Source organism: Streptomyces sp. NPDC028289 (assembly GCF_055565975.1).
In genome coordinates this window covers 1,290,970-1,315,611 of record NZ_JBVHTI010000001.1, presented here as the reverse complement: position 1 = coordinate 1,315,611, position 24,642 = coordinate 1,290,970, and the positions used below count along the sequence as shown (strand labels likewise).

Sequence of the window (24,642 nt, the reverse complement as noted above, 5' to 3'; positions counted from 1 at the left end):
ACGACCTTTGGCGATCCCTTGTCGGCCCTTGACGGCTTGTCGGCGAATGCGCTCCGAAGCGCCCGTCACCACGACCGGGTGGATTTGTCGATAGGACCCGCTCGTTCGCGCCTCCGCGATAACGATTACGGATCGGATCGCTCATCGGACCATCTCACCGGGAAAGGGTGGTGCGGCTGATCCATAGGATGCCGGGCATGGCCCCTGGGGCCGCTGATTCTGCTGGTGGGACCGCCCCCCCCCGCGTCCAACGGGTCCTGCTCGAAGGGGAATTCTGTGCTCGCTGCGTTCTCTGGTCTCTCGGCGCCCCGCGCGTCCACCAGGCACTACGGCACTGCCGTGGCCGCGAGAGGCGTGGTCCGCCTCGCCGCCGCGGCCCTGGTGTCCGGGCTGGTGGCCGCCGCCGCGCTGACCGGCGCCGGCCGGGCCGCGGCCGACGACGGGACCGCCCAGAGCCAGAGCGGGGCCACGGCGACCATGAACGGCCTGAAGACCTACGGCGAGGCCGTGGTCCACGGCGACAGCGGCGACGAGCAGGTGGCCGCGGGCCTGTTCGAGATGTCCGTGGACGGCGGCGGCACGCTCCAGACGTACTGCGTCGACCTCCACAACCCCGCCCAGCGGGACGCCAAGTACCAGGAGACGGCGTGGAGCGGCACCTCGCTCGGCGCCAACAAGAACGCCGGCGACGTCCGCTGGATCCTGCAGAACTCCTACCCGCAGGTCAACGACCTCGCCGCGCTGGCCCGCAAGGCCGGTGCCGGCAGCCTCACCGAGCAGGACGCGGCGGCCGGCACCCAGGTGGCGATCTGGCGCTTCTCGGACGGCGCGGACGTCGACGCCGTCGATCCGCAGGCCGAGAAGCTCGCCGACTACCTGGAGAAGAACGCCCGCGGCCAGAACGAGCCGCAGGCCTCGCTGACCCTCTCCCCGCCGGCCGTGTCCGGCCGACCGGGCGGCCTGCTCGGCCCGGTGACGGTCCACACCAACGCGCGCACGGTCACCGTGGTCCCGCCGTCCGACGCGGCCCTCAGCGGCGTACGGATCACCGACAAGGCCGGCAAGCCGGTCACCACCGCGCAGGACGGCAGCGAGCTGTACTTCAAGGTCCCCGACGACGCCGCGGACTCCTCCGCCGAACTGACCGTCCAGGCGTCGACGACCGTCCCCGTCGGCCGGGCCTTCACCTCCGGGAGCCGCAGCCAGACGCAGATCCTGGCCGGCTCCAGCGAGTCCACGGTCGCCGCGACCGCGAACGCGACGTGGGCGGACCGGGGCGCGATACCGGCACTGTCGGCCGAGAAGAACTGCGCCCGGAGCGGCGTGGACATCACCGCGTCCAACACCGGGGACAAGCCGTTCACCTTCAAGCTGGTGAGCACGGAGTACGCCATCCCCGCCGGCGCCTCCCGGACGGTGACCGTGCCGCTCCAGGAGGACCAGGCCTACGACTTCACGATCACCGGCGCGAACGGCCTCGAACGCCGCTTCACCGGTGTCCTCGACTGCAGGACCCAGGGCACCGACGCGGGCCTCGCCACCCAGACCCTCAGCGAGCCCAGCCCGGCCTCGGTCGGCGGCACCGCCTCCGACGTCAACCTGGCCGCGACCGGCGGTGACTCCGCGACCGGCGTGATCACGGGCGTGGCCATCGGGCTGGTGGTGATCGGCGGGGCGGTCCTGGTGATCCTCCGCCAGCGGGAGAACCAGCAGACCGACTGACTCCCGGACGGGCACTATGACGTCATGACCAACTCACCCGCACCCGACAGGTCGTCGTCCTCCGACTCCGTCCTGTCCCTCTGGTCGCACGACTCGGTGCTGTCGATCGGTTCGGTGGGCTCGGTGCTCTCCATCGGATCGGTCGGCTCGGCCCTCTCCGTCGGCTCGATCGGCAGCGCCCTCTCGGCGGGCTCGATCGGCTCGGCCCTGTCCCTCGTCTCGGCCGGCTCCTGGCTGAGCACGGGCTCCGTCCTCTCGGCCAACTCCCGCTGGTCCGTCCTGTCCTGGCGCTCCACCCGCTCCTTCCGCACGGCGGGCGTAGTGGGAGCGGCGGCGGCAACGGCCCTCCTCCTCCACAGGACCCTGCAAGGCTCTCCGACCCGGTGACCGGCCCTTGAAAGCCACTGGCCGGCGTGCTCACCTTGTGCGGTGACTTACGGCTGGAAGAGACGTTCTCTCGTGCTCCTCTTCGTGGCCTCGACGGGGGTTCCGGCGGCACTCGTCCTCGGAGCCGCCACGGGGTGGAGCCGTTCGGTGATCGGCACACCGGCCTGGGTGGCGTGGATGCTCGCGGCTCTGGCGATCTGCATCGGTGTGCCGCTCGCCTGGTTCTCCACACCGTCAGGTACCAGAAGCGCGACGAACCTCCTGCTCAAGGCCTATCGCCGGGAGGGACTGGAGGCCGTCGAACGGCAGTATCTGTCCGTCTTGGCCCCTTACAAGGCCGGGCTCCAGTTGTTCAACCTGGCCCTCGCCCTCGATCGCGCGGGCGATCAGGACGACGCCTGCACGGTCTACCGGCACGCGGCAGACCGCGGATTTCCGCCGGCCATGGCCAATCTGGCGTACTGCCTGAGCCTACGGGGTGAAGAGGACGAGGCTCAGGACTGGTACCGCCGCGCAGTGGAGGCCGGATACAAGCGAGTTGTGCCGGGGCAGGGAGAGGGTGAGTAGAAGGCGCTGCGTCGCCAGGGGTGTGCCGGGCGGCGACCGGGTCTGGCGATAGGCACCACCGAGCAAGGACAACGACGACGCGTGTCTCCGCTGTCCGAATACTGTGTCACACCACGCCGTAGCGCTTCACACCGCTTCATACCTGCCTGTCGTCCTCGGGCCGGACGACGTCGAAGACGAGGAGCGGTTTGGCGCCATGGGCGGGCGCTTCGGCGAACGAGACGGCTTCGGCGAAGCGTTCGAGCGGGAACGGCCGGCCCTCGGGGATGGTCAGCACTCCATTGACGACGAGACTGCGCACCTCGCACAGCGCGTCCAGGACGTCCGCAGGTGAGGCGGCACCGAACCAGCGGTTCAGCCAGAACCCGCGGACCACTTTGGTCTCGTAGATGAGCGAGCGCGCCGACACGGGAATCGTCAGCGCCGCCGGATCGGTCTGACGGTGGGTGGAGAGCGCGCCGTAGACCACGACCTCGCCACCCGGAGCCAATGCCTGGGACACCTGGGCACCCAGCTGCCCCGCGACGCAGTCGGTGGCCTTGCGCACGCCGGCCGGCCCTGCGATCTCGGCCACCCGCTGCACCAGATCCTCGTCCTCCGTGCAGATGACCTCGTCGCCGCCCAGCGCCCTGATCTCCTCGACGGCATCGCGCCGCCGCACCACGTTGATCGTGCGAATCCCCAGATGCCCGGCCAGCTGGACGACGAGCCGGCCGACGGTGGAGCCCGCCGCCGTCTGCAACAGCCATTCGCCCGGCTGCACGTCGAGCTCGCGGGTCACCAGGAGCAGCGCGGTCAAGGGATTGACGGCGAGTTGGCAGGCTTCGGAGTCGCTCAGCCGATCGGGGACCGGCAGCAGCCTCTGCGCATCGGCCACGAGGTATTCCTGCCAGGTGCCGTCGACCCGCGGCCCCGGTACCGCCGGGATCGCGGCGTCCACCACGCGCTCGCCGATCCTCAGCCCCTCGGTGCCCGGACCGAGGGCCTCGATCCGGCCCACGCACTCCATGTATCCCCCGACCGTGGGGAACTCCGGGGAGAAACCGTAACGACCGCGCAGCACGTGCAGATCGCTGGCGTGCACCGGAGTCGCCGTCACGCGGACCAACGCCTGGCCGGCCTCCGCCAGGGGAACAGGCCGGGATTCCAGCCGCAGGACATCGTCCGGCTCGCCGACCTCGCCGGCTACGAGCGCACGCATGGATCGCGGCATGAGCGGCCTTTCGTCTCTCCCGGCCCTCCCAGCTTGCGCTGCCTCGCGAGCGCTGTCATGTCGTGGGCGACCGTGCCCCTGCGTGCCGGGTTCAACCCAGCCCGGGGAGGCTGCGCAGTTCCCCGACCCGCAGGAGCCGCGCCATGAGGACGAACAGCAGGACCATCGTGATGCCGCCCGCGGCCAGCGAGAGCGCCGGTGTCCAGGAGGCCGACGCCAGGTCCTGACCGCAGGCTCGGGCGATGAGCCACCCGGCGGCCCCGGCGGCGGTGGCGGCGGCCGTCAGCCGTGTGTAGGTGCGGCAGATCCGCCGGCCGTCCAGCAGACCCTCGACGCGCCGCCGCAGCCGTACGGCCGTCAGCAGCAGGCCGATCGCGTAGGCCACGGCATAGGCGGCGGCCATCCCGGTGACCGCCCAGCGCGGCGGCAACAGGAGGTGACAGGCCACAGCGAGAGCGATGTCGATGCCGCTGATCCACACCGCCATCCGGAACGGTGTACGGGTGTCCTCGAAGGCGTAGAAGCCGCGCAGCAGGAGGTACTGGGCGGAGAACGGGACCAGCCCCAGGCCGAAGGCCTGCAGCATGTGGCCCAGCGGGCGGGTGGCCGAGGCGTCCGCCGCGCCGTGGGCGAACAGCAGCTGCGCGATCTGCGGTCCGAAGACGAGGAAGAAGAAGGCGGCCGGGACGACGACCACGCCGCTGACCCGCAGCGCCCGGGACAGGTCCGTGCGCAGATCGCCGACGCGGCGTTCGGCCACGGCCCGGCTCATGCGCGGCAGCAGGGCGGTCACGAGGGACACGGTGACGATCGACTGCGGCAGCATCCAGATCTGCTGGGCATAGCTGTAGGCGGTGTAGCCGACGCCGTCGTGCGGCAGCGCGGCGTCCGCGGAGGAGGCCAGGCGGGTGACGACCGTGCTCGCCACGAGGTTGGCCAGCACGAACAACAGGGTCCACCGGGCCGCGCTCACGCTCTTGCGCAGGCCGGTGCCGCGCCAGTCGAAGCGCGGGCGGAAGCGGAAACCGGCCGCCAGAGCGTAGGGGACCAGGGCGAGCGCCTGGAGGGCCAGGGCGAGCGTGGTCCCTGTCCCGAGCAGCCTGACCTGCGCATCGGTGATGTCCGAGACCTGGTCGGGGGCGGTCATCAGACCGAGGTAGAGGCCGAACATGACGGTCAGAACGAGATTGTTCAGGACCGGCGTCCACATCATCGCCCCGAAGCGGTCCCGGGCATTGAGGACCTGGCCGAAGATGCTGAACACGCCGTAGAAGAAGATCTGCGGGAGCAGGAAACGGGCGAAGACCACGGTCAGCTCGAACGCGGCGTGTGTGGCGGGCGTGTCCCGCTGGTAGACGCCGATGATCTCGGGGGCGGCCCACGTGGCCAGCGCGGTACCCGCACCGAGGACGCACAGCACCAGGGTGACCAGGCGCTGTTCGAAGGCGGCGCCGCCGTCGGGGTCCTCCGCGCGGGCCCGGACCAGCTGGGGGACCAGGACGGAGTTCAGCGCGCCGCCGATCAGCAGGAAGTACAGGCTGGTCGGCACCGTGTTGGCCTGGTTGTAGGTGGTGGCCAGCAGCCCGGTGCCCAGCGCGGCGGCCTGCAGCACCTGCCGTATCAACCCGGTGGCCCGCGAGACCACCGTCCCCGCCGCCATCAACGCCGACGAACGCAGCAGACCGCCGCCCCCGGCCTTCTTCGGCGCGGCATGCCTCCGTCTGGTGGCCGACCGGTCTAACCCGTCAGGCGATGCATCTTCGATCACGGCCCCTATCTACGATCCCCGCCCCGCCCCCGAACAAGCCCACCGCACCCAACCACGAACCCCCAGGTCACAGCTCCCCGCCCCAACGAGTTTCCGCACAGGGCTGGCCGTACGGCAAGATGGGGTGTATCTGCCCACTGCCAGATTTCAAGCTGCCGGACGGTTTCTCTTGGCTGAGTTCATTTACACCATGCGCAAGACGCGCAAGGCGCACGGCGACAAGGTGATTCTCGATGACGTCACCCTGAACTTCCTGCCGGGGGCCAAGATCGGCGTCGTCGGTCCGAACGGTGCCGGTAAGTCGACCGTGCTGAAGATCATGGCGGGACTGGAGCAGCCGTCCAACGGTGACGCCTTCATCTCGCCCGGTTACAGCGTCGGCATCCTCATGCAGGAGCCCACGCTCACCGAGGACAAGACCGTCCTGGAGAACGTCCAGGAGGGCGTCGCCGAGATCAAGGGCAAGCTCGACCGGTTCAACGAGATCGCCGAGCTGATGGCCACCGACTACTCGGACGCGCTGCTCGACGAGATGGGCAAGCTGCAGGAGGACCTGGACCACTCCAACGCCTGGGACCTGGACGCCCAGCTGGAGCAGGCCATGGATGCGCTCGGGTGCCCCCCGGGCGACTGGCCCGTCACCACGCTCTCCGGTGGTGAGAAGCGGCGCGTCGCGCTCTGCAAGCTGCTGCTGGAGGCCCCCGACCTGCTGCTCCTCGACGAGCCCACCAACCACCTCGACGCCGAGTCGGTGAACTGGCTGGAGCAGCACCTCGCCAAGTACGCCGGCACCGTGGTGGCCATCACCCACGACCGGTACTTCCTCGACAACGTCGCCGAGTGGATCCTGGAGCTCGACCGCGGGCGTGCCTACCCCTACGAGGGCAACTACTCCACCTACCTGGAGACCAAGGCCACCCGTCTCAAGGTCGAGGGCCAGAAGGACGCCAAGCGGCAGAAGCGGCTCAAGGAAGAGCTGGAGTGGGTGCGGTCGAACGCGAAGGGGCGGCAGGCCAAGTCCAAGGCCCGTCTCGCGCGGTACGAGGAGATGGCCGCCGAGGCCGACAAGATGCGGAAGCTGGACTTCGAGGAGATCCAGATCCCGCCGGGCCCGCGGCTCGGCAACGTCGTCGTCGAGGTCGACAAGCTGAACAAGGCCTTCGGTGAGAAGGTCCTCGTCGACGGGCTCAGCTTCACGCTGCCGCGCAACGGGATCGTCGGCGTCATCGGTCCGAACGGTGCCGGCAAGACCACCCTCTTCAAGATGATCCAGGGCCTGGAGACCCCGGACTCCGGTGACATCAAGGTCGGCGAGACCGTCAAGATCTCGTACGTCGACCAGGGCCGCGCCAACATCGACCCCAAGAAGACGCTGTGGGAGGTCGTGTCCGACGGGCTCGACTACATCAACGTCGGTCAGGTCGAGATGCCGAGCCGCGCGTACGTGTCCGCCTTCGGGTTCAAGGGGCCGGACCAGCAGAAGCCCGCCGGCATCCTCTCCGGCGGTGAGCGCAACCGCCTCAACCTCGCGCTCACCCTCAAGCAGGGCGGCAACCTGCTGCTCCTCGACGAGCCCACCAACGACCTGGACGTCGAGACCCTCTCCAGCCTGGAGAACGCGCTGCTGGAGTTCCCCGGCTGCGCCGTCGTCGTCTCCCACGACCGCTGGTTCCTGGACCGGGTCGCGACGCACATCCTCGCCTACGAGGGCGAGTCCAAGTGGTTCTGGTTCGAGGGCAACTTCGAGTCGTACGAGAAGAACAAGATCGAGCGGCTGGGACCGGACGCCGCGCGTCCGCACCGTGCCACCTACAAGAAGCTGACCCGGGGCTGATCGAACTTGCGTCATCTCTACCGCTGCCCCCTGCGCTGGTCCGACATGGACGCGTACGGCCATGTCAACAACGCGGTCTTCATCCGCTACCTGGAGGAGGCCCGGATCGACTTCCTGTTCCGCCCGGACAAGGAGTTCAAGCAGGGGTCGGTGGTGGCGCGCCACGAGATCGACTACAAGCGGCAGCTCGTCCACCGGCACCACCCGGTCGACATCGAGCTGTGGATCACCGAGATCAGGGCCGCGTCCTTCACCATCACCTACGAGGTGAAGGACGACGACCTGGTCTACGTACGGGCCTCGACGGTCGTCGTGCCGTTCGACTTCGACGCCGGACGGCCGCGCCGGATCACCGCCGAGGAGCGGGACTTCCTGGAGGAGTACCGCGACGACGACAAGGAGGAGGCCGTCGCCGCATGACGGTGCTCCACCTGGCCGACGACGGGGAGACGGCGGATCTCGCCGCCTTCCTCTCCCGGCTGCTCCACTACGACCGCTCGGCCGCGGTGCGGCTGCAGGCGGCCGGCACCGCGCTCGCCGTCTTCGGGCGCCCGCCGTCCTTCGAGGTGCTGGCGATCCGCGCGGTGCGGCTCGCCAAGCCGTACGAGGACGGACTCGACGTCACCCTCGACGTGACCGTGTCGGCGGGGGAGCTGCTGGAGTCGGTCGACGAGCCGGCCGCCACCGCCACCGTGCCGGGGGCGGTCACCGGCCCGCCGTGGGCCGGGGTGCTGCCGCCGAGGGGCGGCTGGCAGCCGGAGCCCGGGCTCCCCGCGCCGCAGGCGCTGCGCGCCACGGTGGCCGCCGCGGTACGTGAATTCCGGTCCCGTACGCAGGAGTTGGCACCGGACGGCCGTACCCGGGCCGAACTCGACCGGATCGGGCGGGACATCTGGTCCCGGACCGTGGGCGGTACCCCGCTCCCGGTACGGGCCGTGCACGCCGCCCAGTCGCTCGGCTTCCTGCGGCCGGCCGCCGCGACCGACATGGCCGACGATGTCGTGCTGCTGTCCTCGGGAGCGTGGCTGCGACTGCGGACGCCGTACGGGTCGATCGCCGTACGGCGGGCCGGGCTCGGGGCGCTGGGCGTCAGCGTCCGCTGAAGGCCGCGCGGCCGCTCAGTCGGGGGTGTTGACCATCGAGGCGGCCGCGTAGGTGAGGTAGTTCCAGAGCTGATCCCGGTGCTCCTCGGAGAGGCCGAGCTCGTCCACCGCCACCCGCATGTGCCGCAGCCAGGCGTCGTGCGCCGCCCGGTCCACGGTGAACGGGGCGTGCCGCATCCGCAGCCGCGGATGGCCGCGGTTGTCGCTGTACGTCGTCGGGCCGCCCCAGTACTGGATCAGGAACAGCGTGAGCCGCTCCTCGGCCGGGCCCAGGTCCTCCTCCGGGTACATCGGCCGCAGGAGCTCGTCCTCGGCGACGCCCTCGTAGAAACGGTGGACCAGCCGACGGAACGTCTCCTCCCCGCCGACCTGCTCGTAGAAGGTCTTCTCCTGAAGCGTGCCGCGCCGAATCTCTCTCACCCGTACATGGTCTCAGACGGGGTGACCGAGGACTCAAGGCTTAGGACCGGGAGCGGGGGCGCGGATCTAGGGTGGACGCATGGGCGCCTACGACTCGCAGACCGAGGGGCCGGCCGCCGTGGCGCGGGCCGGGCTGGTGCGGGAGATCGACGCGGAGGGGGTCTGGGCCGGGGACCCGGTGTGGCGGGAGGCCTTCGCGGCGGTGCCCCGGCATCTGTTCGTGCCCTACTACTACGTCGCCGGGACGCGCGGCTACGAGCGCCGGTGGGGCGAGAGCCCGGATCCGGCGGCCCGGGAGCGGTGGGTGCGCGGCGCCTACGAGGACGTACCGCTGGCCACCCGGCTGCGCGACGGCGAACTGCTCTCCTCCAGCAGCCAGCCCTCGCTGATGGCGCGGATGCTGGTCGCGCTGGAGGTCACGGACGGCGACCGGGTCCTGGAGATCGGCGCGGGGACCGGGTACAACGCGGCGCTGCTGGCGCACCGGATGGGCGACGACGGTCTCGTCACGACCGTCGACGTGGATCCGGAGATCACCGAGTCCGCGCGGCGTCATCTGGCCGCGGCCGGGTACCGGCCGGCCGTCGTCACGGGGGACGGGGCACGGGGGGTGCCGGAGCGGGCGCCGTACGACCGGATCATCGGGACCTGTGCGCTGCCGGGTGTGCCGCGGGCGTGGGTCGAACAGTGCGCGGAGGGGGCGCGGATCCTCACGCCGGTGGCCACCGGGTTGCTGGCGCTGACCGTGCGGGGAGGGGGCGCGGAGGGGAGGTTTCTGCCGTCGGCGGCGTTCTTCGTGCCGTTGCGGGGCGTGGCGAGGGCGGGGGTGGGGGATACGGCCGGGGTGCCGTCCCAGGCTCTCGAGGACGAGCTGTTCCAGTTCCTGGTCGAGCTGACCCAGGGAGTGCTCAGTCCGCGGGAGGCGTATGAGGTGTGGGTGGGGGAGGGAAGGCCCGGGCGCGAGCGGTACGGGGTGTGCGTCGAGAAGGACAGGGAGTGGGCGTGGCTGGACGACCGGGAGGGGCCGTTCGTCTGGCCGCTCCCGGTCTGAGTGCAGTACTTCGGCTGCGGGCCGGTGGGGGCCGGTCGCGCACTTCCTCCCCCAGCCTTCGGCCGGGGGTACCCCCAGCGCCCCTGGGCAGGGATCCCTAGCCCCGCCTGACAGTGATCGTTGTCCACGCCCCCACGTGTACCCGGTCCCCGTCCTGCAGCGGTACCGGGACGAAGGGCTGGATGGGCTCCTCGCCGCCGTTCACCGTGGTGCCGTTCGTCGAGTTCTGGTCGACGACCGCCCAGCTGCCGTCCGGCTGCTGGACCAGGACCGCGTGCTGGTGCGAGACGCCCGGGTCCTCCGGCGGTACCGACAGGTCGATGTCGGGGGTGTCGCCGGTGGAGTGCCGACGGCGGCCGATGGTGACCTGGTTGCCGGTGAGCGTGCGCTGCTGCTCGGGGGAGTACGCGGGCAGGTTGAGACCGGCCGCCTCCGGGCCCGAGCGCTGCATCATCGCCATGAAGTACTCGCGGTCCGGACCGATCGTCGCCGTCCAGGTCGCCGGAGCCTGCGGGGCCTGCGGGAAGCCGGGGCCGGGTGGGGCCTGGGTGGCGCCGGGCTGCGGGTAGCCGTAGCCGCCGGGACGGGCGGGCGCGCCGGGGCCGGCAGGACCGCCGGCCGGTCCGGGCGGGGAGATCACCCAGTCGTCGTCACCGCCGCCGAAGGACGGGCCGCCGGCCGGCTGCCTGGTCTCCTGCGGGAAGCCGGGCGGGGCGGGCGGGGCCGACTGCTGGAAGGCGCCGGGAGCGCCGCCGGTGGTCGCACCGGGGCCGCCCGGCGGCCGGGACGGGTCCGAGCCACCGAAGGGTCCGCCGGCGGGATCGCGGGTGTACGGGCCGGAGGCCTGACCGGCGCCGGGAGGAGCACCGAAGGCGGACGCGCCGCCGGCGTTCTGGCCCGGGCCGCCGCCGAACTGCGGGGGCGGCGGAGAAGAGGGACCGCGTTCGCCGCCGTAGGGCGGGGGAGCGGACTGGCCTCGGTCGCCGCCGCCGAACGCGGGCGGGCCGGACTGGCCTCGGTCGCCGCCGCCGAACGCCGGGGGACCGGACTGGCCACGGTCGTCACCACCGAAACCCGACGGGCCGGACTGGCCTCGGTCGCCGCCGCCGAACGCCGGGGGACCCGACTGGCCTCGGTCGCCGCCGCCGAACGCCGGGGGACCCGACTGGCCTCGGTCGCCGCCGCCGAACGCGGGCGGGCCGGACTGGCCTCGGTCGCCGCCCCCGAACGCCGGGGGACCCGACGGACCCGACGGCGGTGCCGAGGGGCCGCGGTCGGCGCCGAAGGCGGACGGGCCGCCGCGCTCGCCCGCGAACGGCGTCGGGCCCGAGGGCTCGCTGCCGAAGGACGGGATCGGCTCGGCCGGACGGTTCACCTGTGAGGGGCGCGAGCCCTGGTACTCGAACGAGTCGCCGCCGCCGTACGACGGCGGGGCCGGCGGCCGGAAGTTCGGCGCGGCCGGACCGCCGCCCGCAGGCGGGCGCGGGGCGGCCGGGGTGTACGAGGTGGCCGTGTTGGTCAGGAAGTTCCAGCGGCACTCCTCGCAGAACGGCGCACCGCCCTCACGGGGCGTACGGCACTGCGGGCAGAGCTCGGGCTCGGGCGAGTTCGGCACGGCGGACAGATGGCGGCCGCCGCCCATGGGACCACCGGCCGGGGCGCCGGGCGCCGGCGGCGGGAAGCCGTAGCCGCCGGCGGTCGGCGGGGGCGGAGGAGGTACGGCACCGGCCATGCGGTGACCGCACACCTCGCACCAGTCGTCGGAACCCGACTGGTGTCCGTTCGGGCAGGTCGGCATGGCGGGCTTCCCTCTCTGTCAGGATCGTCCTGAGCCTGTCTGGGTGGTCCTGCGTGTGGACTGTCAGGTCACTTCTTTACACGAACAGTCTTTGTGGACCTTGTCTCGAGAGTCATCTCGTCGGCCTCCTCGACCTTCGCCTTCAGTCGCACAGTACCTGTCGTGGCATCGACCACGTCCACCACCTTCGCAAGCAGTTTCGCAGTATCCGCGTTCCCGGAAGCGCTTGCCAACTGAACGGCCCGACCCAGTTTGGCCGTTGCCCCGTCCATATCGCCCGCTTTGCGGAGGTCCAGCCCCTGTTGGATGGCTTGTGCCAGTTCGGCCTGGCCGGTGTAGTGGGCGACTTGGGGGTTGATGGAGGTCGAGGCGACCATGTCGTCCGTCCATACCGCCCTGATCAGGCCTTGTGCGCCCAGGTTCTGGACGCTGCCGTCGGGCTGCGGGACGACCAACGACACGCGCGCGGCGAGCATTTCCTGGCCGAGGCCGGCTGTCGGGACCTCCACGCAGACGTGGTAGTCACGGGACTCGTCGCCCCACGAGCCGGTGGGGTAGTCCCCGGCCCGCGGCCCGGCCTCGGTGCGGCGGTCGGTCAACTGCTCCACCGTGGGCGCCACTTGCTTGACGAACCTGATGGTCGTGCCGACCGGGGTCCACAGCCGCAGCGCGACGTCGGCGACCTCCTTGCCCATCGCCGTCTCCATCATCTGCGTGAAGTCGGCGGCCAGGCCCGTGGGGTCGGCGACTATGTCGGCGGTGCCGAGGAGCGCGGAGGCGATCCCTGTGACTTCTTTCACTTCCCAGTCGGTACCGACACCGCGCGCGTCACAGGTGAACCGCCCGGCACAGGAGTCCAGGGCGGCCTTGAGGTCCTCCGGTGACTCGTGCTCGTTGCGGCCGTCGGTGAGCAGGATGCCGTGCCGGATGGTGACGTCCGCGGAGGACAGGAGCCGGTCGGCGAGCCGGAGCCAGGTGCCGATCGCCGTCCCGCCGCCCGCGCTGAGCCTGCGCAGCGCCTGCTTGGCCTGCTCGCGCGAGGTACGGTCGGCCACCGCGAGCCGGCCGCCGCCCGGGTAGACCTCCTTGGCCACGTGCGTGCCGCCGATCACCGCGAAGTGGGTGCCGTCGCGCAGGGTGTCGATCGCGGCCGCGGTGGCGTCCCGGGCGTTGCGCATCTTGGTGGGCGGGTAGTCCATCGACCCCGAGCAGTCGACCATGATCGCGACCCCGGCGGCGGGCCCCTGCCCAGGGGCGTACGACGCCCCGACCGCGGTCCCGACGGTGCCGCCGCCGGTCGCCGTCACCGTGACGATCGCGTTGACCTCGCGGCCGCCCTCCGGCAGGTACTCGTTCTGGTACACGTCCACCGAGAACTGCGGCACACTCGACTTCGAGAAATTGGCCATGACTGCTCTGGTCCCCCTCCACCCCACACGTGGGTGCTGACGGTGTGCGGACCGGTCCCCTCCGGTCCGCCGCTGCTTCCCCGTACGTCTTCCGCCGTACGCCTCTTTCCCGGTGCGTCTCGCTCCCGTTTGCGGCCGTTTGCGGCGGCCTCAGGCGGATCCTGCCCCCTGGGGCGGTTCCGGGAACGGGAGCAGCGCCACTGTTACGTTGTCGTGGCCCCCGCCGTCCAGGGCGTGGCCGACCAGCACCCGGGCCGCGTGCAGCGGCCGTACGTCCGCGTCGGCGGGGACGATCTCGGCCATCTCCTCGGCCGTCTCCGCGTAGTTCCACAGGCCGTCGGTGCACACCACCACCACACCGGGCCGGTCCGGCTTGAAGGAAGCGGTGTGCGGCTCCACCTCGTAGGCATCCGCGCCGAGCCAGCCGGTGATCGCGTGGGCGCGCTCGTCGGCGTACGCCTCCGCCTCGCTCATCAGGCCCGCGGCGACCATCTGGGCGGCCCAGGAGTCGTCCTCGGTGAGCCGGGCGGCCGGGGCGCCGCGGTCCACCGGCACCCAGTAGACGCGGCTGTCGCCGACCCAGCCGACCACCAGCAGGCCCGAGGCCACGATCGAGGCGACGATCGTGCACGCCGGGGCGTTCTGGTGCGGGGCGTGCTCACGGGCCGAGGGGGGCTCCTCCGCGAGGGCGTTGACGGCCTGGGAGGCCGCGACGATCGCGTCGTGCAGCGCGGCCTGCGGATGGGTGCCCTGCGGCAGCGCGGCCAGCAGCGCCTCGATGGCGGCCCGGGAGGCGGCCATCGAGGCCTCGTCGGGACGGGTCGCCGAGGAGACGCCGTCGCAGACGACCGCCAGCGCGGCCGGGGTGCCGTCGGGCAGCGCGGTGTGGCCGACGGCGAACGCGTCCTCGTTGCGGTGGTGGCGCAGGCCGCGGTCGCTGACCGCGGCCACCGGCCCCGACTCCTGCTCCATGTGGTCGCGCTCGCGCGGCTGGGCGTGCCCGCAGTTCTCGCAGTAGCCGTCGTCGTCGACCCGGCCCGCGCGGCAGGCCACGCAGACCTTCGGCAGCTCGGTGGTGTCGGCCGTCCCGGCCGATTCGGCCGTCTCGGCGGCGGAGGCGGCCACCCGCGGGTCCGGCGCCTGCAGCGGGTACTCGTCCGGCTCCGGCGGCCGGTCGAACCGCACCCCGGAGGCCGGCGACACCGGCGAACCGTGCGGGGGCGAGCCGTGCGGCGGCGGGGAGGCCGGCGAGCCGTGCGGGGGCGGCGACACCGGCAGCGACGTGCCGCCCGAGTCGGTGCCGGGCAGGTCGGTCGGCAGATGCGGTGCCGCGGGCGTACCGGAGCTCTCCGGCTCGGGCGGGGGCCAGTCCACGCCCGAGGATCCCACACCGGCGGCGCCCATGGTGAGGGTCGGGTGGTCCTGCGGCGCGGCGGGCACGGCCGACAGGTCGTACCCGCACGCACCGCAGAACAGGTCACCCGATTCGAGCGGCTCCGCGCAGCTCGGGCACTTCGCCGGTGCTGCCTGCTGGGGCATCTGCGACATCAACTACACCCACGTCCGGGGGCGGTAACGGTTGGCCCGTTCCACCAGGTCGATCCTCTCCTCACCGCCGGTCGCCAGTCTGGCCAGCGTGCGGTACGAGCGTTCCAGGCCGAAGCGGAGGCCCCGCTCGTCCAGACCGCTGCCCAGCAGCACCCGGCCGCCGACAGTGGGCTGGGAGTCCTGGCCCCCGGAGAGTATCCAGTCCAGCGCGCAGCCGAGGACTTCCGCCGACAACTGCTCGCGCCGGGCCGGATCCAGACCGTACGCGTCCAGCGCCTCGATCTGCCCGGCGGCGGCCGTCAGGTCGTCCAGGAACGGCGTGTCGTCGGCCGCCGCGGTCCGGTGCCGCAGCCGCGCCCGTACGGCCGCCACCCGGGCCGCCGTGTAGTGGATCGAGGCCTCCGGCACCGACTCCAGCGTCCGTACGGCACCCCGCCGGTCCCCGGCCGCCAGCTGCACCCGGCCCAGGCCGAACGCGGCGCTGACGAAGCCCGGGTCGGTCGCCCACACCAGCCGGTAGTACTCGGCCGCGTTGTCCAGCTGGCCGAGCACCTCCGCGCACAGGCCGAGCGCCAGCTTGGGCGCGGTCTCGCCGGGGAAGGCGTCGTAGATCGCGTCGAAGGCGAGCGCCGCGCCCTCGAAGTCGCCCGTGACCAGGCCGGCCACGCCCCGGCACCAGACCACCCGCCAGTCGTCGGGCCGCTCGTCCTCCAGCCGGCCGAGGCTCACCTGCGCGGCCTCGAAGTCGCCGTTCTCCAGCCGCGCGCGGACCTGCCGCAGCTCGGTCTCCACCGTCTGCGTCGGGGCCGCGGCCAGCGCGCTGAGCAGGCTGACCTCGCCCACCAGCGAGGTCGACAGGCCGGCCAGGAAACCGGCGTTCGGGTCGCTCTGGTCGACCAGCGGGACCGGCAGGGCCAGCGCGGCGGCCGGGGTGGCGATGGGCCTGACGAGGGCGGGGTCGGCGGGGGCCGCAGCCCCTCCCGACGGCTCCAAAGCGAGCGTCCGGGAGGCCACCGTCCGCGCGCCCAGCCGGGACACGTCCCCGTCCAGCTTCGGGAACAGCTCGGTGTCCGTGACCTTCACCTCGGGCCCGAACAGCGTCGACAGCGCGGGCCGGGCCGTGCCGGTCTGCACCGAGACGACCTCGCGCAGCACACCGGTCAGCTGCTCCGCCATCTCCTGCGCGGAGGCGAACCGGCGCGCCGGGTCGGGGTCGGTGGCCCGGACCAGCAGCCGGTAGAACGACTCGTACTGCCGGAACACCTCGATGTTGTCCGGGTCGGGCAGCGAGTCCACGAAGACGGTCGTGTAGCCCTGGAAGTCGAAGGTGAGGACCGCGAGGGTCCGGCCCACCGTGTACAGGTCGGAGGCGACGGACGGGCCGACCTCGGCGACCTCGGGTGCCTGGTAGCCGACCGTGCCGTAGATGGCCGACTCCTCGTCGTCCATCCGGCGCACCGCGCCCATGTCGATCAGCTTGAGCTGGTCCTCGGTCTGGATGGCGTTGTCGACCTTGAAGTCGCAGTACAGGAGGTTGCGGCTGTGCAGGTGGCCCAGGGCCTCCAGGGCCTCGATGCCATAAGCACACGCCTGCTCCACCGGGAGCGGGTCGCGGCGGCCCTCCGGGGTACGGCGGCCGTTGGCGATCTCCTTGAGGGACTTGCCGCCGACGTACTCCATGACGATGTAGCCGTCGAGGGAGCCGGTGCGCTGGTCGAGGTGCTCGACGAAGTTGTAGATCCGCACGATGTTGGCGTGCTCGATCTCCGCGAGGAACCGCCGCTCGGAGATGGCCGCGGCCATCGCGTCCTGGTCACCGGTGTCCAGCAGGCCCTTGAGGACCACCCAGCGGTCGGAGACGGCCCGGTCCACCGCGAGGTAGATCCAGCCCAGGCCGCCGTGCGCGAGACAGCCCACGACCTCGTACTGGCCGTGCACCACGTCGCCGCCCTTGAGCTTGGGCACGAACGAATACGGGTTGCCGCACTTGGTGCAGAAGCCCTCGGTCCGGCCCGGCCGCTCCCCGCGGGCCCGCCCGACCGGCGCCCCGCAGTCCGCCCGCGAGCAGAACCGCTTGCGCTCCGGCACCTCGGGGTTCTCCAGGACCATCTCGCGCGGGTCCGGCTTCGGCACCTGCGGCACCGTGACCAGACCGGCTCCCAGCCGGCTGCGCCCGGACGTGCTCGCCGAGGAACCGGAGCTGCGCACCGACACCGAACGGCCCGTCGACTTCCCCGACAGGGACCGCGACAGCCGCCCGGAGACCGAGCGCCGGGACTTCGACGACTGCGACGACGTACGCGAACTGCTCCGGCTGCTGGACCCCGAACTCCCGCTGCCCGCCGAGCCCTTGCCGCCGGCCGTGATCCCGGTGGGCGGCGAGCCGACCATCCCCTTCGCCGAGACGACCGGCGCCAGACCGCAGGTGTCGCAGTACAGCTCACCGCCGCCGACGTCCTCGTACGACCCCTCGCAGCCCGGCCGCTGGCAGCTCTCTCCCGCCTGACTCACGACTACTCCCCCCTCCGGTCCTCGGGCCCGCTCTGCTGCGGCACCCGCGGCGCCCCCAGCGCCTCGGCCACCGACTGCTGGTAGCGCAGCACCGCCTGCTCCGCGACCCTCAGATCGCAGGGCGCGCTCCACAGCATCCGCCGGGCCGCGTCGTACCGCTCGACCAGGAACGGGTCCTCCGCCAGCCCGTGTCGGGCCACCTTCGCCTTGTACGCGTCCAGCCGGCCGCGCAGCTCCGCGCGGACCGCGAGCGGAGCGGTGACCGCCGTCAACGACTCACGGGCCCGCAGCAGTTCGTCCTCCGCCTTCTGCTCCAGGGACTCCAGCAGCGGCGACAGGCGGTGCCACTGGGCCCCTCTGCGGTACTCGGCGGCCGTCGCCAGCTGCTCCTGCAGCACGGTCGGCGGGCCGCTGACCACTGGCACCTCGGTCGCCGCGATCTTCGCCAGCACCTCACCGCGCGCCGTGCGCGCCTCCGCGAGGGTGCGGTCCGCGCGGGACAGCACGTCCCGCAGCTTGATCAGCCGGGCCTCGGCGTCCTGCCGTACCGTCAGCACGGCGTCGATCTCCCGCCGCACCTCCTCCAGTGCCCGCGCCTCCCGGTCGTACACCGTGGTGTCGGGCCGGCCGCCGCCGGGCGCCGAACTCCCCGGCGCCGGCACCCAGAACGCCAGCGGATCGGAGACCACGTCCTCGCGGAGCTTCGTCAGCGTGCGGGTGATCCGCTCCAGGTCGTCGCCCGCCGGGTGCTCGCCGGGGCGCACGCCGACGGAGTGCGCCAGCTTGCGGGTGCGCTGCAGCTCGGCGGCGAGTAAATCGATCCGCGCGGGCAGCGCCGACCACACCGCGTCGGCGGTGACGACCATGTCCAGCGAGGTCGCGTACAGCTCGTTCATCCGGTCGACCAGACCGGTCAGCGAGAAGCGCTCGCTGAGCCGGCCGGCCGCGGACAGCAGGGTGGGCGCGTTCGCCGTCGCGGTCGCGCTGCCCGCCACCGTCACGGACTCGCCGCGCAGCAGCTCGGTCAGCTCCACCAGGTCCTCACGGCTGGACCAGCGGCGCCGGGCCCTGATCTCCCGGGCGGAGCGCAACGCGTCCGTGTAGGCGTCGAAATAGGCCCACAGCAGGGTGATCGAGGCGTCGGCGGCCGTCCACCGCTCCCGGGTCGTCCCGGTCAGTTCGGCGCCTTCGAGGAGCCTGCGGCCCGCGTGGTCCTGCAGGGCGAGCAGTGAGGTCTCGATCGCCTCGTGCTCCGCGCCGAGCCGCGCCAGCGCACGGTCCACCTCGTCCCGGTCCATCACCGGCCCGGCGGGGTCCGTGACGCCCATCGATCACCTCTCGCTTGCTCGTCGGGGCTGGGCCTCGCGGATGCGGGTCAGCTGGTGCGCAGGTACTGCGGCGCGGGTGGCTTCGACGCCGCCGAGTCCGCTCCCAGTGTCGCCGACAACCACTTGTCGTACGACGCCTGCCAGCCGTCGGACCGGTACTCCACCAGGATCTGGTTGACCCGGCGGACCAGATCGGTCGCGTCCTTCTTCATCGCCACCCCGTAGTACTCGGTCGTGAAGGCGGCACCCTTGAGCTCGACCGTCGGGTCCTGTGCGGCCTGGCTGGCGGCCAGCGCGCCGTCGGTGACCACCGCGTCGACCTCACCGAGCTGCAGCCGCACCAGGCAGTCGAGCTGGTTGGGGACGGTGGTGGAGATGTCCGCCGAGGAGACCAGCTTGCCGGACTTCCGGTCGGCGGCCAGCTTGGTGTACGCCGTCGAACCGGCCGCCGTGCAGATCCTCTTGTGCGCCAGCGTGTCGTTGTACCCCGTGATCGGCGACGACTTGGGGGCGAGAACCTGCTGACCGGTCTTGAAGTACGGCGCGGAGAACGCGACGTCCTTCAGGCGGTCGCAGTTGATGGTCATCGTGCGCACCACCATGTCGACGCGGCCGTCCTGGATCGCCGGTATCCGCTGGCTCGTCGGAATCGCCTTGAACTGCACGGCGTTCGGGTCACCGAGGATGTCCTGGGCGATCCGGTGCACCAGGTCGATGTCGAAACCCTCCAGCTCCGCGTCCGAGTTGTTCGGGTTGCGGTAGCCCCAGCGGTAGCTGTTCTGGTCGACGCCGACGATCAGCTTCCGCTTGGCGCCGGTACGGGCCTTGATGGCGTCGATGGTGGACCCGTCCGCGCCCGACGGCGACCAGGTCTCGTTCTGTGCCTCGGAGTCCACGCAGTCGTCGGCCTTCGCCGGGCTGCCGGTCGCCAGTCCCGGACCGCCGAGCCCCTCGCCCTGGCCGCCCGCACCGTGGGACTGGGTGAGCGGCAGCAGCAGGACGAACGCCAGCGCCAGGGCGCAGCCGACCGCCATCGCGCCCACTCCGCCCCAGCCGCGCAGGGAGGCCCTCATCCGCCGCACGAACATCGTCACGCCCCCTCTCACCGGTACTCCGAAAGCCTGCGCCCGATGCCGAACAGCGCGCCGGCCGCCGCCGCGACCCCCAGCATGGCGGCTCCGATGGGCAGTCCGGACATCGCGTCCCGCCCGTCGGTGGCCCGCTCCCTGAACTGGGTCTCCTCGTACGCCAGCGCGTTCTTCAGGTTCGTGTCGACGCTGTCGAAGCACTCGGCGGTCGCGTCCTTCGTGCCTATCACCTTGTCCAGCGCCGCCTGGTAGTCGCCGTTCTCGTCCTCGGTGCGGGCGTCGGCGTGCCGCTCCTTCCACACCTTCATGTTCCCCTCGGCCGCCACGACGGGCTTGCTGCCGGCCTTGTCGTCCGCGAGCGCCGCGGCCTCGGTGAGGCCCTTGCCGAGCGCGGTCATGTCCTTGTCGAAGTCGTAGTAGTACGCGTCGTACGTCTGCCCGCCGACCGTGACCGTCTCGGCGCCGCGTGCCACCAGGCTCAGGTTCTCGTTCCCGCGCGCCTTCAGGGAGGCGATCCGGGCGTCGTGCAGCACGTTCAGCGAGCGGACGCCGTGGTCGTAGGAGCCGTCCAGGCCGGCGCGGGCGAGGGTGTGGCCGACGACCAGCCACAGCAGCGTGACGACCGTGGCCGCCGAGGCCGCGACCAGGCCGTGGTTCAGCAGGCGGTTGGTCCGGCGGTAGTGGCGCAGCTGGGCCCAGGCGAGCGCGGCGAGCGCGAGGAGGCCGAGGACGATCGCCGCCCAGGGGTACGGGGTCGCGTCCGAGTAGTCGGAGGCGAGGCGCGCGTTCTCCTTCGTGTAGAGGTCCTGCGCCGCCGGGAGCATCTCCTGCTGCATCTTCTCGTTCGCGTACCGCAGGTACGCGCCGCCGACCGGGTAGCCCTGCCGGTTGTACACCCGGGCCCGCTCGACCAGCCCCTTGTACTCCGGCAGCAGCGTGTTCAGCTTCGCGATGGCCGCCTCGGAGGGCGAGCCGGGCTCGGAGTTGGCGGCGGCGGTGACCAGCTTGGCGGCGGCGGTCCGGATGTCCTTCTCGTACCGCGCGCGGGAGGCGGTCGTCTCCTGACCGCCCGCCAGGAAGCCGCTGGAAGCCGTGGTGTTGGCGTCCGCCAGCGAACGGTAGATGTCGGCGGCGCCCGAACTCAGCGGCTGGCTGCGGTGCAGCACGTCGTCGGCGGCGGCCGCGCGGTCGGTCATCTGCCAGGCGGTGACGGCCCCGAAGGCGACGATCAGCACGGCGAGGACGGCGCCGATGACGCGGAGCCGGCCGGGCTCGGTGGTGGCGGCGGCGCGCAGCTGCTCGGCGCCCTCCGCGAACGCGGAGCGGCGGCGTGGGGGCGCCGCCTCGGGCGTGGGGGAGCCGGTCCGCTGCGCGGGCAGGGCTGCGCCCGCGCCTGGCGGTGCCGCGCTTTTCGTCGGCGGGTGTGTCACGTGACCTCCCCCATGGTCATCCGGTCGCCGCCCAGTATCGCCGCCCGGACTGACATTCGGCACCGGCCTTCACTGGATCTTGATCGGATCGCAGCGGAACCCCTGCCCATGAATACGCCGGGGGCATCGGTTCGGTTCCTAGGGGGTGGTGTTGCATCGTCGCGGGGTGCGGGTGGGCGGGGGGTTGCTCGCGCAGTTCCCCGCGCCCCTGACGGGGCGCTCCTCAGCCGCGTCCTACATAGCTGCGGGCAGGCGTGCCGCAGGGCGGCACGGGTGGGCGCAGCGGCACCCTGCAAGCGCCGGTAAGCGTCCCCCCCCGCCCCCGCCCCGGGTCACCCCTCGAAGTACGCCCGCACCCTCTCCTGCACAGCCACCCCCGCCCCGACCACGTCCAGCCCCAGCAGCGCAGCGCCCAGCACCGGCCGCGCCGTCACCACCCTCGGTACTGCCTTCGGTGCCCGCGCCGCCAGCAACTCCCGCACTCCGTCGTCGAGTTGCGGATGCCCGCCCGCGAGCACACCGCCTCCCAGCAGCACCGGCGTCTCCTCGTCCAGCAGATCCAGGCGCGTCAGCGCGACCACCGCCATGGCCACCACCTCCTGCGCCAGCCGGTCCACGACCGCCCGGGCCACCGGGTCGCCGTCGGCCGCCGTCGCGAACAGCACCGGCGTCAGCTCGTGGCGCCGGGCGGGCTCGACCTCCTCCCGGTGCAGCGCCTCGATCAGCGCGAGCATGCTGTCGTACCCGAAGTACGCCGGGAGCGCGCGGGCCAGGGCCGTACCCTCCCCGCGGCCGTCCTCCGCGCGGGCCGCGTGCCACAGGGCCTCCTCCGCCAGCCCCCAACCGCCGCCCCAGTCACCGGAGATGCGGCCCAGCGCGGGGAAGCGGGCGGTGCGGCCGTCGGGGCGCATGCCGACGCAGTTGATGCCGGCGCCGCAGACGACGGCGACCCCGCGCGGCTCGGTGACACCGGCCCGGAGGATCGCGAAGGTGTCGTTGCGGACCTCCACCGTCGCCCCCCACGCGCGCGTGGCCAGCGCGGCGGCCAGCTGCTCCTCCTCGAAGGGGAAGTCGGCGTTGGCCAGGCACGCCGAGACGTGGGCGGCCGAGGTGACCCCGGCGGCGGCGTACGCCTCGGCGACCGCCCCGGCCACCTCGTCCACGGCCTGCTCCACGCCCACCACCGGCGGCCGGAAGCCGCCGGCCCGGGCCGTGGCGAGGACCTCGCCGTCCGCCGCCACCACCGCGACGTCGGTCTTGCTGTTGCCCGCGTCGATGGCGAGGACACTTGCGGTCAGGCCCACGCGAGGTGCTCCCGGTTGTGCGCGATCAGTCGGTCGGTCAGGGCGTCGGCGTACTCGTACTGGCCGACCAGGGGGTGGGCGAGCAGCGCCCGGAAGACGCGGTCCCGGCCGCCGCGCAGGGCCGCCTCCAGGGCCAGCTCCTCGTAGGCCGTCACGTTCGCGACGAGCCCGGCGAACAGCGGGTCGACGTCCGGGACGGGCAGGGGCCTCGGGCCGGCCGGGCCCACCGCCGCCTGGACCTCGATCACCGCGTCGTCGGGGAGGAACGGCAGTGTGCCGCCGTTGTAGGTGTTGACCACCTGGTAGGGGTTCCCGGCGCTGCCGAGCAGTGCCGCTGCCAGGTCGACCGCCGCCTCCGAGTAGTAGGCGCCGCCCCGCTTGGCGAGCAGCTCCGGCTTCTCGTCCAGGGCCGGGTCGCCGTACATCTCCAGCAACTGCTTCTCCATCGCCGCGACTTCGGCGGCCCGGGACGGCTTGGTGCGCAGCTCCCGCACCACCTCGTCGTGCGCGTAGTAGTAGCGCAGGTAGTAGGACGGGATGACGCCGCCCAGGCGGTCGAGGAGGGACGTCGGCAGCTTGAGGTCGGCGGCGATGGTGTCGCCGTGTTCCCCGAGCAGCTTGGGCAGGACGTTCTCGCCCTCGGGGCCCCCGAGGCGGACCGCCGTCTCCCAGGTGAGGTGGTTGAGGCCGAGGTGGTCCAGGTGGATCTCGGACGGCGTGACACCGAGCAGGTTCGCGAACTTCCGCTGGAAGCCGATCGCCACGTTGCACAGCCCGACCGCCTTGTGGCCGGCCTGGAGCAGGGCACGGGTCACGATCCCCACCGGGTTGGTGAAGTCGATGATCCAGGCGTTCGGGTTGGCACGGCGGACGCGTTCGGCGATGTCCAGGACCACGGGCACCGTGCGCAGGGCCTTGGCGAGGCCGCCGGCGCCGGTGGTCTCCTGACCGATGCAGCCGCACTCCAGCGGCCAGGTCTCGTCCTGCTGCCTGGCCGCCTGCCCGCCGACGCGCAGCTGGAGCAGCACCGCGTCGGCTCCCTCGACGCCCGCGTCCAGGTCCGAGGTGGTGACGATACGGCCGTCGTGGCCCTGCTTGGCGAAGATCCGGCGGGCCAGTCCGCCCACCAGTTCCAGGCGTTCGGCAGCCGGGTCGACCAGCACCAGTTCCTCGATGGGCAGGGTGTCCCGCAGCCGCGCGAAGCCGTCGATGAGTTCGGGGGTGTAGGTCGAGCCTCCGCCGACCACAGTGAGTTTCATGCTTGGTTAACCCTTCACTCCGGTGAGCGTGACGCCCTCGACGAACGCCTTCTGGGCGAAGAAGAAGACGAGGATCACGGGGGCCATGACCAGCACGGTCGCGGCCATGGTCAGGTTCCAGTCGGTGTGGTGCATGCCCTTGAACGACTCCAGGCCGTAGGAGAGGGTCCAGGCGCCCGGGTTCTCCGAGGCGTAGATCTGGGGGCCGAAGTAGTCGTTCCAGGCGTAGAAGAACTGGAAGAGGGCGACGGCGGCGATGCCCGGCCTCGCCATCGGGATGACCACCCTGAGCAGCGTCCTGAGGTCGCCGCAGCCGTCCACCTTCGCCGCGTCCAGGTACTCGTTCGGGATCGTCATCAGGAACTGGCGCAGCAGGAAGATGGAGAACGCGTCGCCGAACGCCATCGGCACGATCAGCGGCCACAGGGTGCCGGAGAGGTCCAGCTGCTTCGCCCAGAACAGGTACATCGGGATGATGACGACCTGCGGCGGCAGCATCATCATCGAGATCACCAGCATGAGCGACAGATTGCGGCCCCGGAAGCGGAACTTGGCGAGCGCGTACGCCACCGGGAGCGAGGACACGACGGTCAGGACGGTGCCGAGGCCCGCGTAGATCAGGGTGTTCTTCCACCAGGTCAGGAAGCCCGGGGTGTCGAACACCTTCTTGTAGTTGCCCCACTCCCAGGTGTGCGGGATCAGGTCCCGGCTCAGTGCCTGGCTGTCGCTCATCAGCGAGGTCAGGAACACGAACACGAAGGGGAGGGTGAAGAACAGGGCGGCGGCGACGCCGAGGGAGTGGACCGCCACCCAGTTCAGCAACGCCTTGCGGCGGGCGGTGCGTTCGGCCTCGGACACCGGGGCCTTCAGTTCCGCCGGCCGGTCCAGCACTTGGGTCATCG

The 24,642-nt window shown here is 72.0% G+C and carries 20 protein-coding genes; 7 read left to right on the top strand and 13 right to left on the bottom strand.

Annotation, left to right across the window (positions count from 1 at the left end; genetic code table 11):
• Window positions 1–339 precede the first annotated feature (339 nt).
• The 3 genes from ACZ4UV_RS05740 to ACZ4UV_RS05730 all read left to right on the top strand — a co-directional run bounded on the left by ACZ4UV_RS05740 (window position 340) and on the right by ACZ4UV_RS05730 (window position 2,676).
• Window positions 340–1,722 (top strand): Cys-Gln thioester bond-forming surface protein, encoded by a 1,383-nt coding sequence (locus tag ACZ4UV_RS05740; RefSeq protein WP_451018369.1) that lies wholly within the window; start codon window positions 340–342, stop codon window positions 1,720–1,722.
• A 24-nt stretch (window positions 1,723–1,746) separates the two neighbouring features.
• The gene (locus ACZ4UV_RS05735) at window positions 1,747–2,109 is read left to right on the top strand and encodes a hypothetical protein (protein WP_390039953.1); all 363 of its coding nucleotides are present in this window, start codon (window positions 1,747–1,749) and stop codon (window positions 2,107–2,109) included.
• Window positions 2,110–2,256: 147 nt separating this feature from the next.
• Window positions 2,257–2,676 (top strand): hypothetical protein, encoded by a 420-nt coding sequence (locus ACZ4UV_RS05730; protein ID WP_390039955.1) that lies wholly within the window; start codon window positions 2,257–2,259, stop codon window positions 2,674–2,676.
• 136 nt (window positions 2,677–2,812) lie between these two features.
• Here ACZ4UV_RS05730 and ACZ4UV_RS05725 read toward each other — a convergent pair whose 3' ends face one another.
• Both ACZ4UV_RS05725 and murJ read right to left on the bottom strand, forming a co-directional pair.
• Window positions 2,813–3,877: a zinc-dependent alcohol dehydrogenase family protein gene (locus ACZ4UV_RS05725; protein WP_467835937.1), complete on the bottom strand. Its 1,065-nt coding sequence runs from the start codon at window positions 3,875–3,877 to the stop codon at window positions 2,813–2,815.
• Window positions 3,878–3,980: 103 nt separating this feature from the next.
• Complete coding sequence (murJ, locus tag ACZ4UV_RS05720) at window positions 3,981–5,549, bottom strand: murein biosynthesis integral membrane protein MurJ (protein ID WP_451018374.1); 1,569 nt, start codon at window positions 5,547–5,549, stop codon at window positions 3,981–3,983.
• 277 nt (window positions 5,550–5,826) lie between these two features.
• Between murJ and ettA the strand changes: the two genes are divergently transcribed.
• Genes ettA through ACZ4UV_RS05705 form a run of 3 tightly spaced genes read left to right on the top strand, consistent with a single transcriptional unit; the run spans window position 5,827 to window position 8,594 of the window.
• Complete coding sequence (gene ettA / locus ACZ4UV_RS05715; RefSeq protein WP_451018367.1) at window positions 5,827–7,491, top strand: energy-dependent translational throttle protein EttA; 1,665 nt, start codon at window positions 5,827–5,829, stop codon at window positions 7,489–7,491.
• A gap of 6 nt (window positions 7,492–7,497) precedes the next feature.
• Complete coding sequence (locus tag ACZ4UV_RS05710; RefSeq protein ID WP_351700066.1) at window positions 7,498–7,911, top strand: acyl-CoA thioesterase; 414 nt, start codon at window positions 7,498–7,500, stop codon at window positions 7,909–7,911.
• A complete protein-coding gene (locus ACZ4UV_RS05705; protein WP_451018366.1) occupies window positions 7,908–8,594 on the top strand; it encodes a DUF8185 domain-containing protein in 687 nt (228 codons plus the stop codon). The genes ACZ4UV_RS05710 and ACZ4UV_RS05705 overlap by 4 nt, the downstream gene beginning before the upstream one ends.
• Before the next feature lie 15 nt (window positions 8,595–8,609).
• On the opposite strand, the gene ACZ4UV_RS05700 is transcribed toward ACZ4UV_RS05705, so the two are convergent.
• Window positions 8,610–9,014: a globin gene (locus tag ACZ4UV_RS05700; RefSeq protein WP_451018365.1), complete on the bottom strand. Its 405-nt coding sequence runs from the start codon at window positions 9,012–9,014 to the stop codon at window positions 8,610–8,612.
• A gap of 79 nt (window positions 9,015–9,093) precedes the next feature.
• Here ACZ4UV_RS05700 and ACZ4UV_RS05695 point away from each other — a divergent pair, with 79 nt between their 5' ends.
• The gene (locus ACZ4UV_RS05695; RefSeq protein ID WP_451018364.1) at window positions 9,094–10,065 is read left to right on the top strand and encodes a methyltransferase domain-containing protein; all 972 of its coding nucleotides are present in this window, start codon (window positions 9,094–9,096) and stop codon (window positions 10,063–10,065) included.
• 97 nt (window positions 10,066–10,162) lie between these two features.
• On the opposite strand, the gene ACZ4UV_RS05690 is transcribed toward ACZ4UV_RS05695, so the two are convergent.
• The 10 genes from ACZ4UV_RS05690 to ACZ4UV_RS05645 form a co-directional block, all read right to left on the bottom strand.
• Window positions 10,163–11,863, bottom strand: a complete 1,701-nt coding sequence (locus tag ACZ4UV_RS05690; protein ID WP_467835934.1) for an FHA domain-containing protein — start codon at window positions 11,861–11,863, stop codon at window positions 10,163–10,165.
• A gap of 68 nt (window positions 11,864–11,931) precedes the next feature.
• The gene (locus tag ACZ4UV_RS05685) at window positions 11,932–13,272 is read right to left on the bottom strand and encodes a vWA domain-containing protein (protein WP_467835932.1); all 1,341 of its coding nucleotides are present in this window, start codon (window positions 13,270–13,272) and stop codon (window positions 11,932–11,934) included.
• 150 nt (window positions 13,273–13,422) lie between these two features.
• Window positions 13,423–14,820: a PP2C family serine/threonine-protein phosphatase gene (locus tag ACZ4UV_RS05680; RefSeq protein WP_467835930.1), complete on the bottom strand. Its 1,398-nt coding sequence runs from the start codon at window positions 14,818–14,820 to the stop codon at window positions 13,423–13,425.
• 3 nt (window positions 14,821–14,823) lie between these two features.
• Window positions 14,824–17,331 (bottom strand): serine/threonine-protein kinase, encoded by a 2,508-nt coding sequence (locus ACZ4UV_RS05675; RefSeq protein ID WP_451018360.1) that lies wholly within the window; start codon window positions 17,329–17,331, stop codon window positions 14,824–14,826.
• A 2-nt stretch (window positions 17,332–17,333) separates the two neighbouring features.
• Window positions 17,334–18,659 (bottom strand): hypothetical protein, encoded by a 1,326-nt coding sequence (locus ACZ4UV_RS05670; protein ID WP_351502369.1) that lies wholly within the window; start codon window positions 18,657–18,659, stop codon window positions 17,334–17,336.
• 47 nt (window positions 18,660–18,706) lie between these two features.
• The gene (locus ACZ4UV_RS05665; protein ID WP_451018373.1) at window positions 18,707–19,747 is read right to left on the bottom strand and encodes a glutamate ABC transporter substrate-binding protein; all 1,041 of its coding nucleotides are present in this window, start codon (window positions 19,745–19,747) and stop codon (window positions 18,707–18,709) included.
• Window positions 19,748–19,761: 14 nt separating this feature from the next.
• Complete coding sequence (locus tag ACZ4UV_RS05660) at window positions 19,762–21,177, bottom strand: hypothetical protein (protein ID WP_467835928.1); 1,416 nt, start codon at window positions 21,175–21,177, stop codon at window positions 19,762–19,764.
• A gap of 332 nt (window positions 21,178–21,509) precedes the next feature.
• Window positions 21,510–22,481 carry an N-acetylglucosamine kinase gene (locus tag ACZ4UV_RS05655; protein ID WP_467835926.1) on the bottom strand — a complete coding sequence of 324 codons (972 nt, stop codon included), beginning with the start codon at window positions 22,479–22,481 and terminating at the stop codon, window positions 21,510–21,512.
• Window positions 22,472–23,740 (bottom strand): 6-phospho-beta-glucosidase, encoded by a 1,269-nt coding sequence (locus tag ACZ4UV_RS05650; RefSeq protein WP_451018988.1) that lies wholly within the window; start codon window positions 23,738–23,740, stop codon window positions 22,472–22,474. Before ACZ4UV_RS05650 ends, ACZ4UV_RS05655 begins: the two co-directional genes overlap by 10 nt.
• Before the next feature lie 6 nt (window positions 23,741–23,746).
• Window positions 23,747–24,640 (bottom strand): carbohydrate ABC transporter permease, encoded by an 894-nt coding sequence (locus tag ACZ4UV_RS05645; RefSeq protein WP_451018987.1) that lies wholly within the window; start codon window positions 24,638–24,640, stop codon window positions 23,747–23,749.
• Window positions 24,641–24,642: the final 2 nt, after the last annotated feature.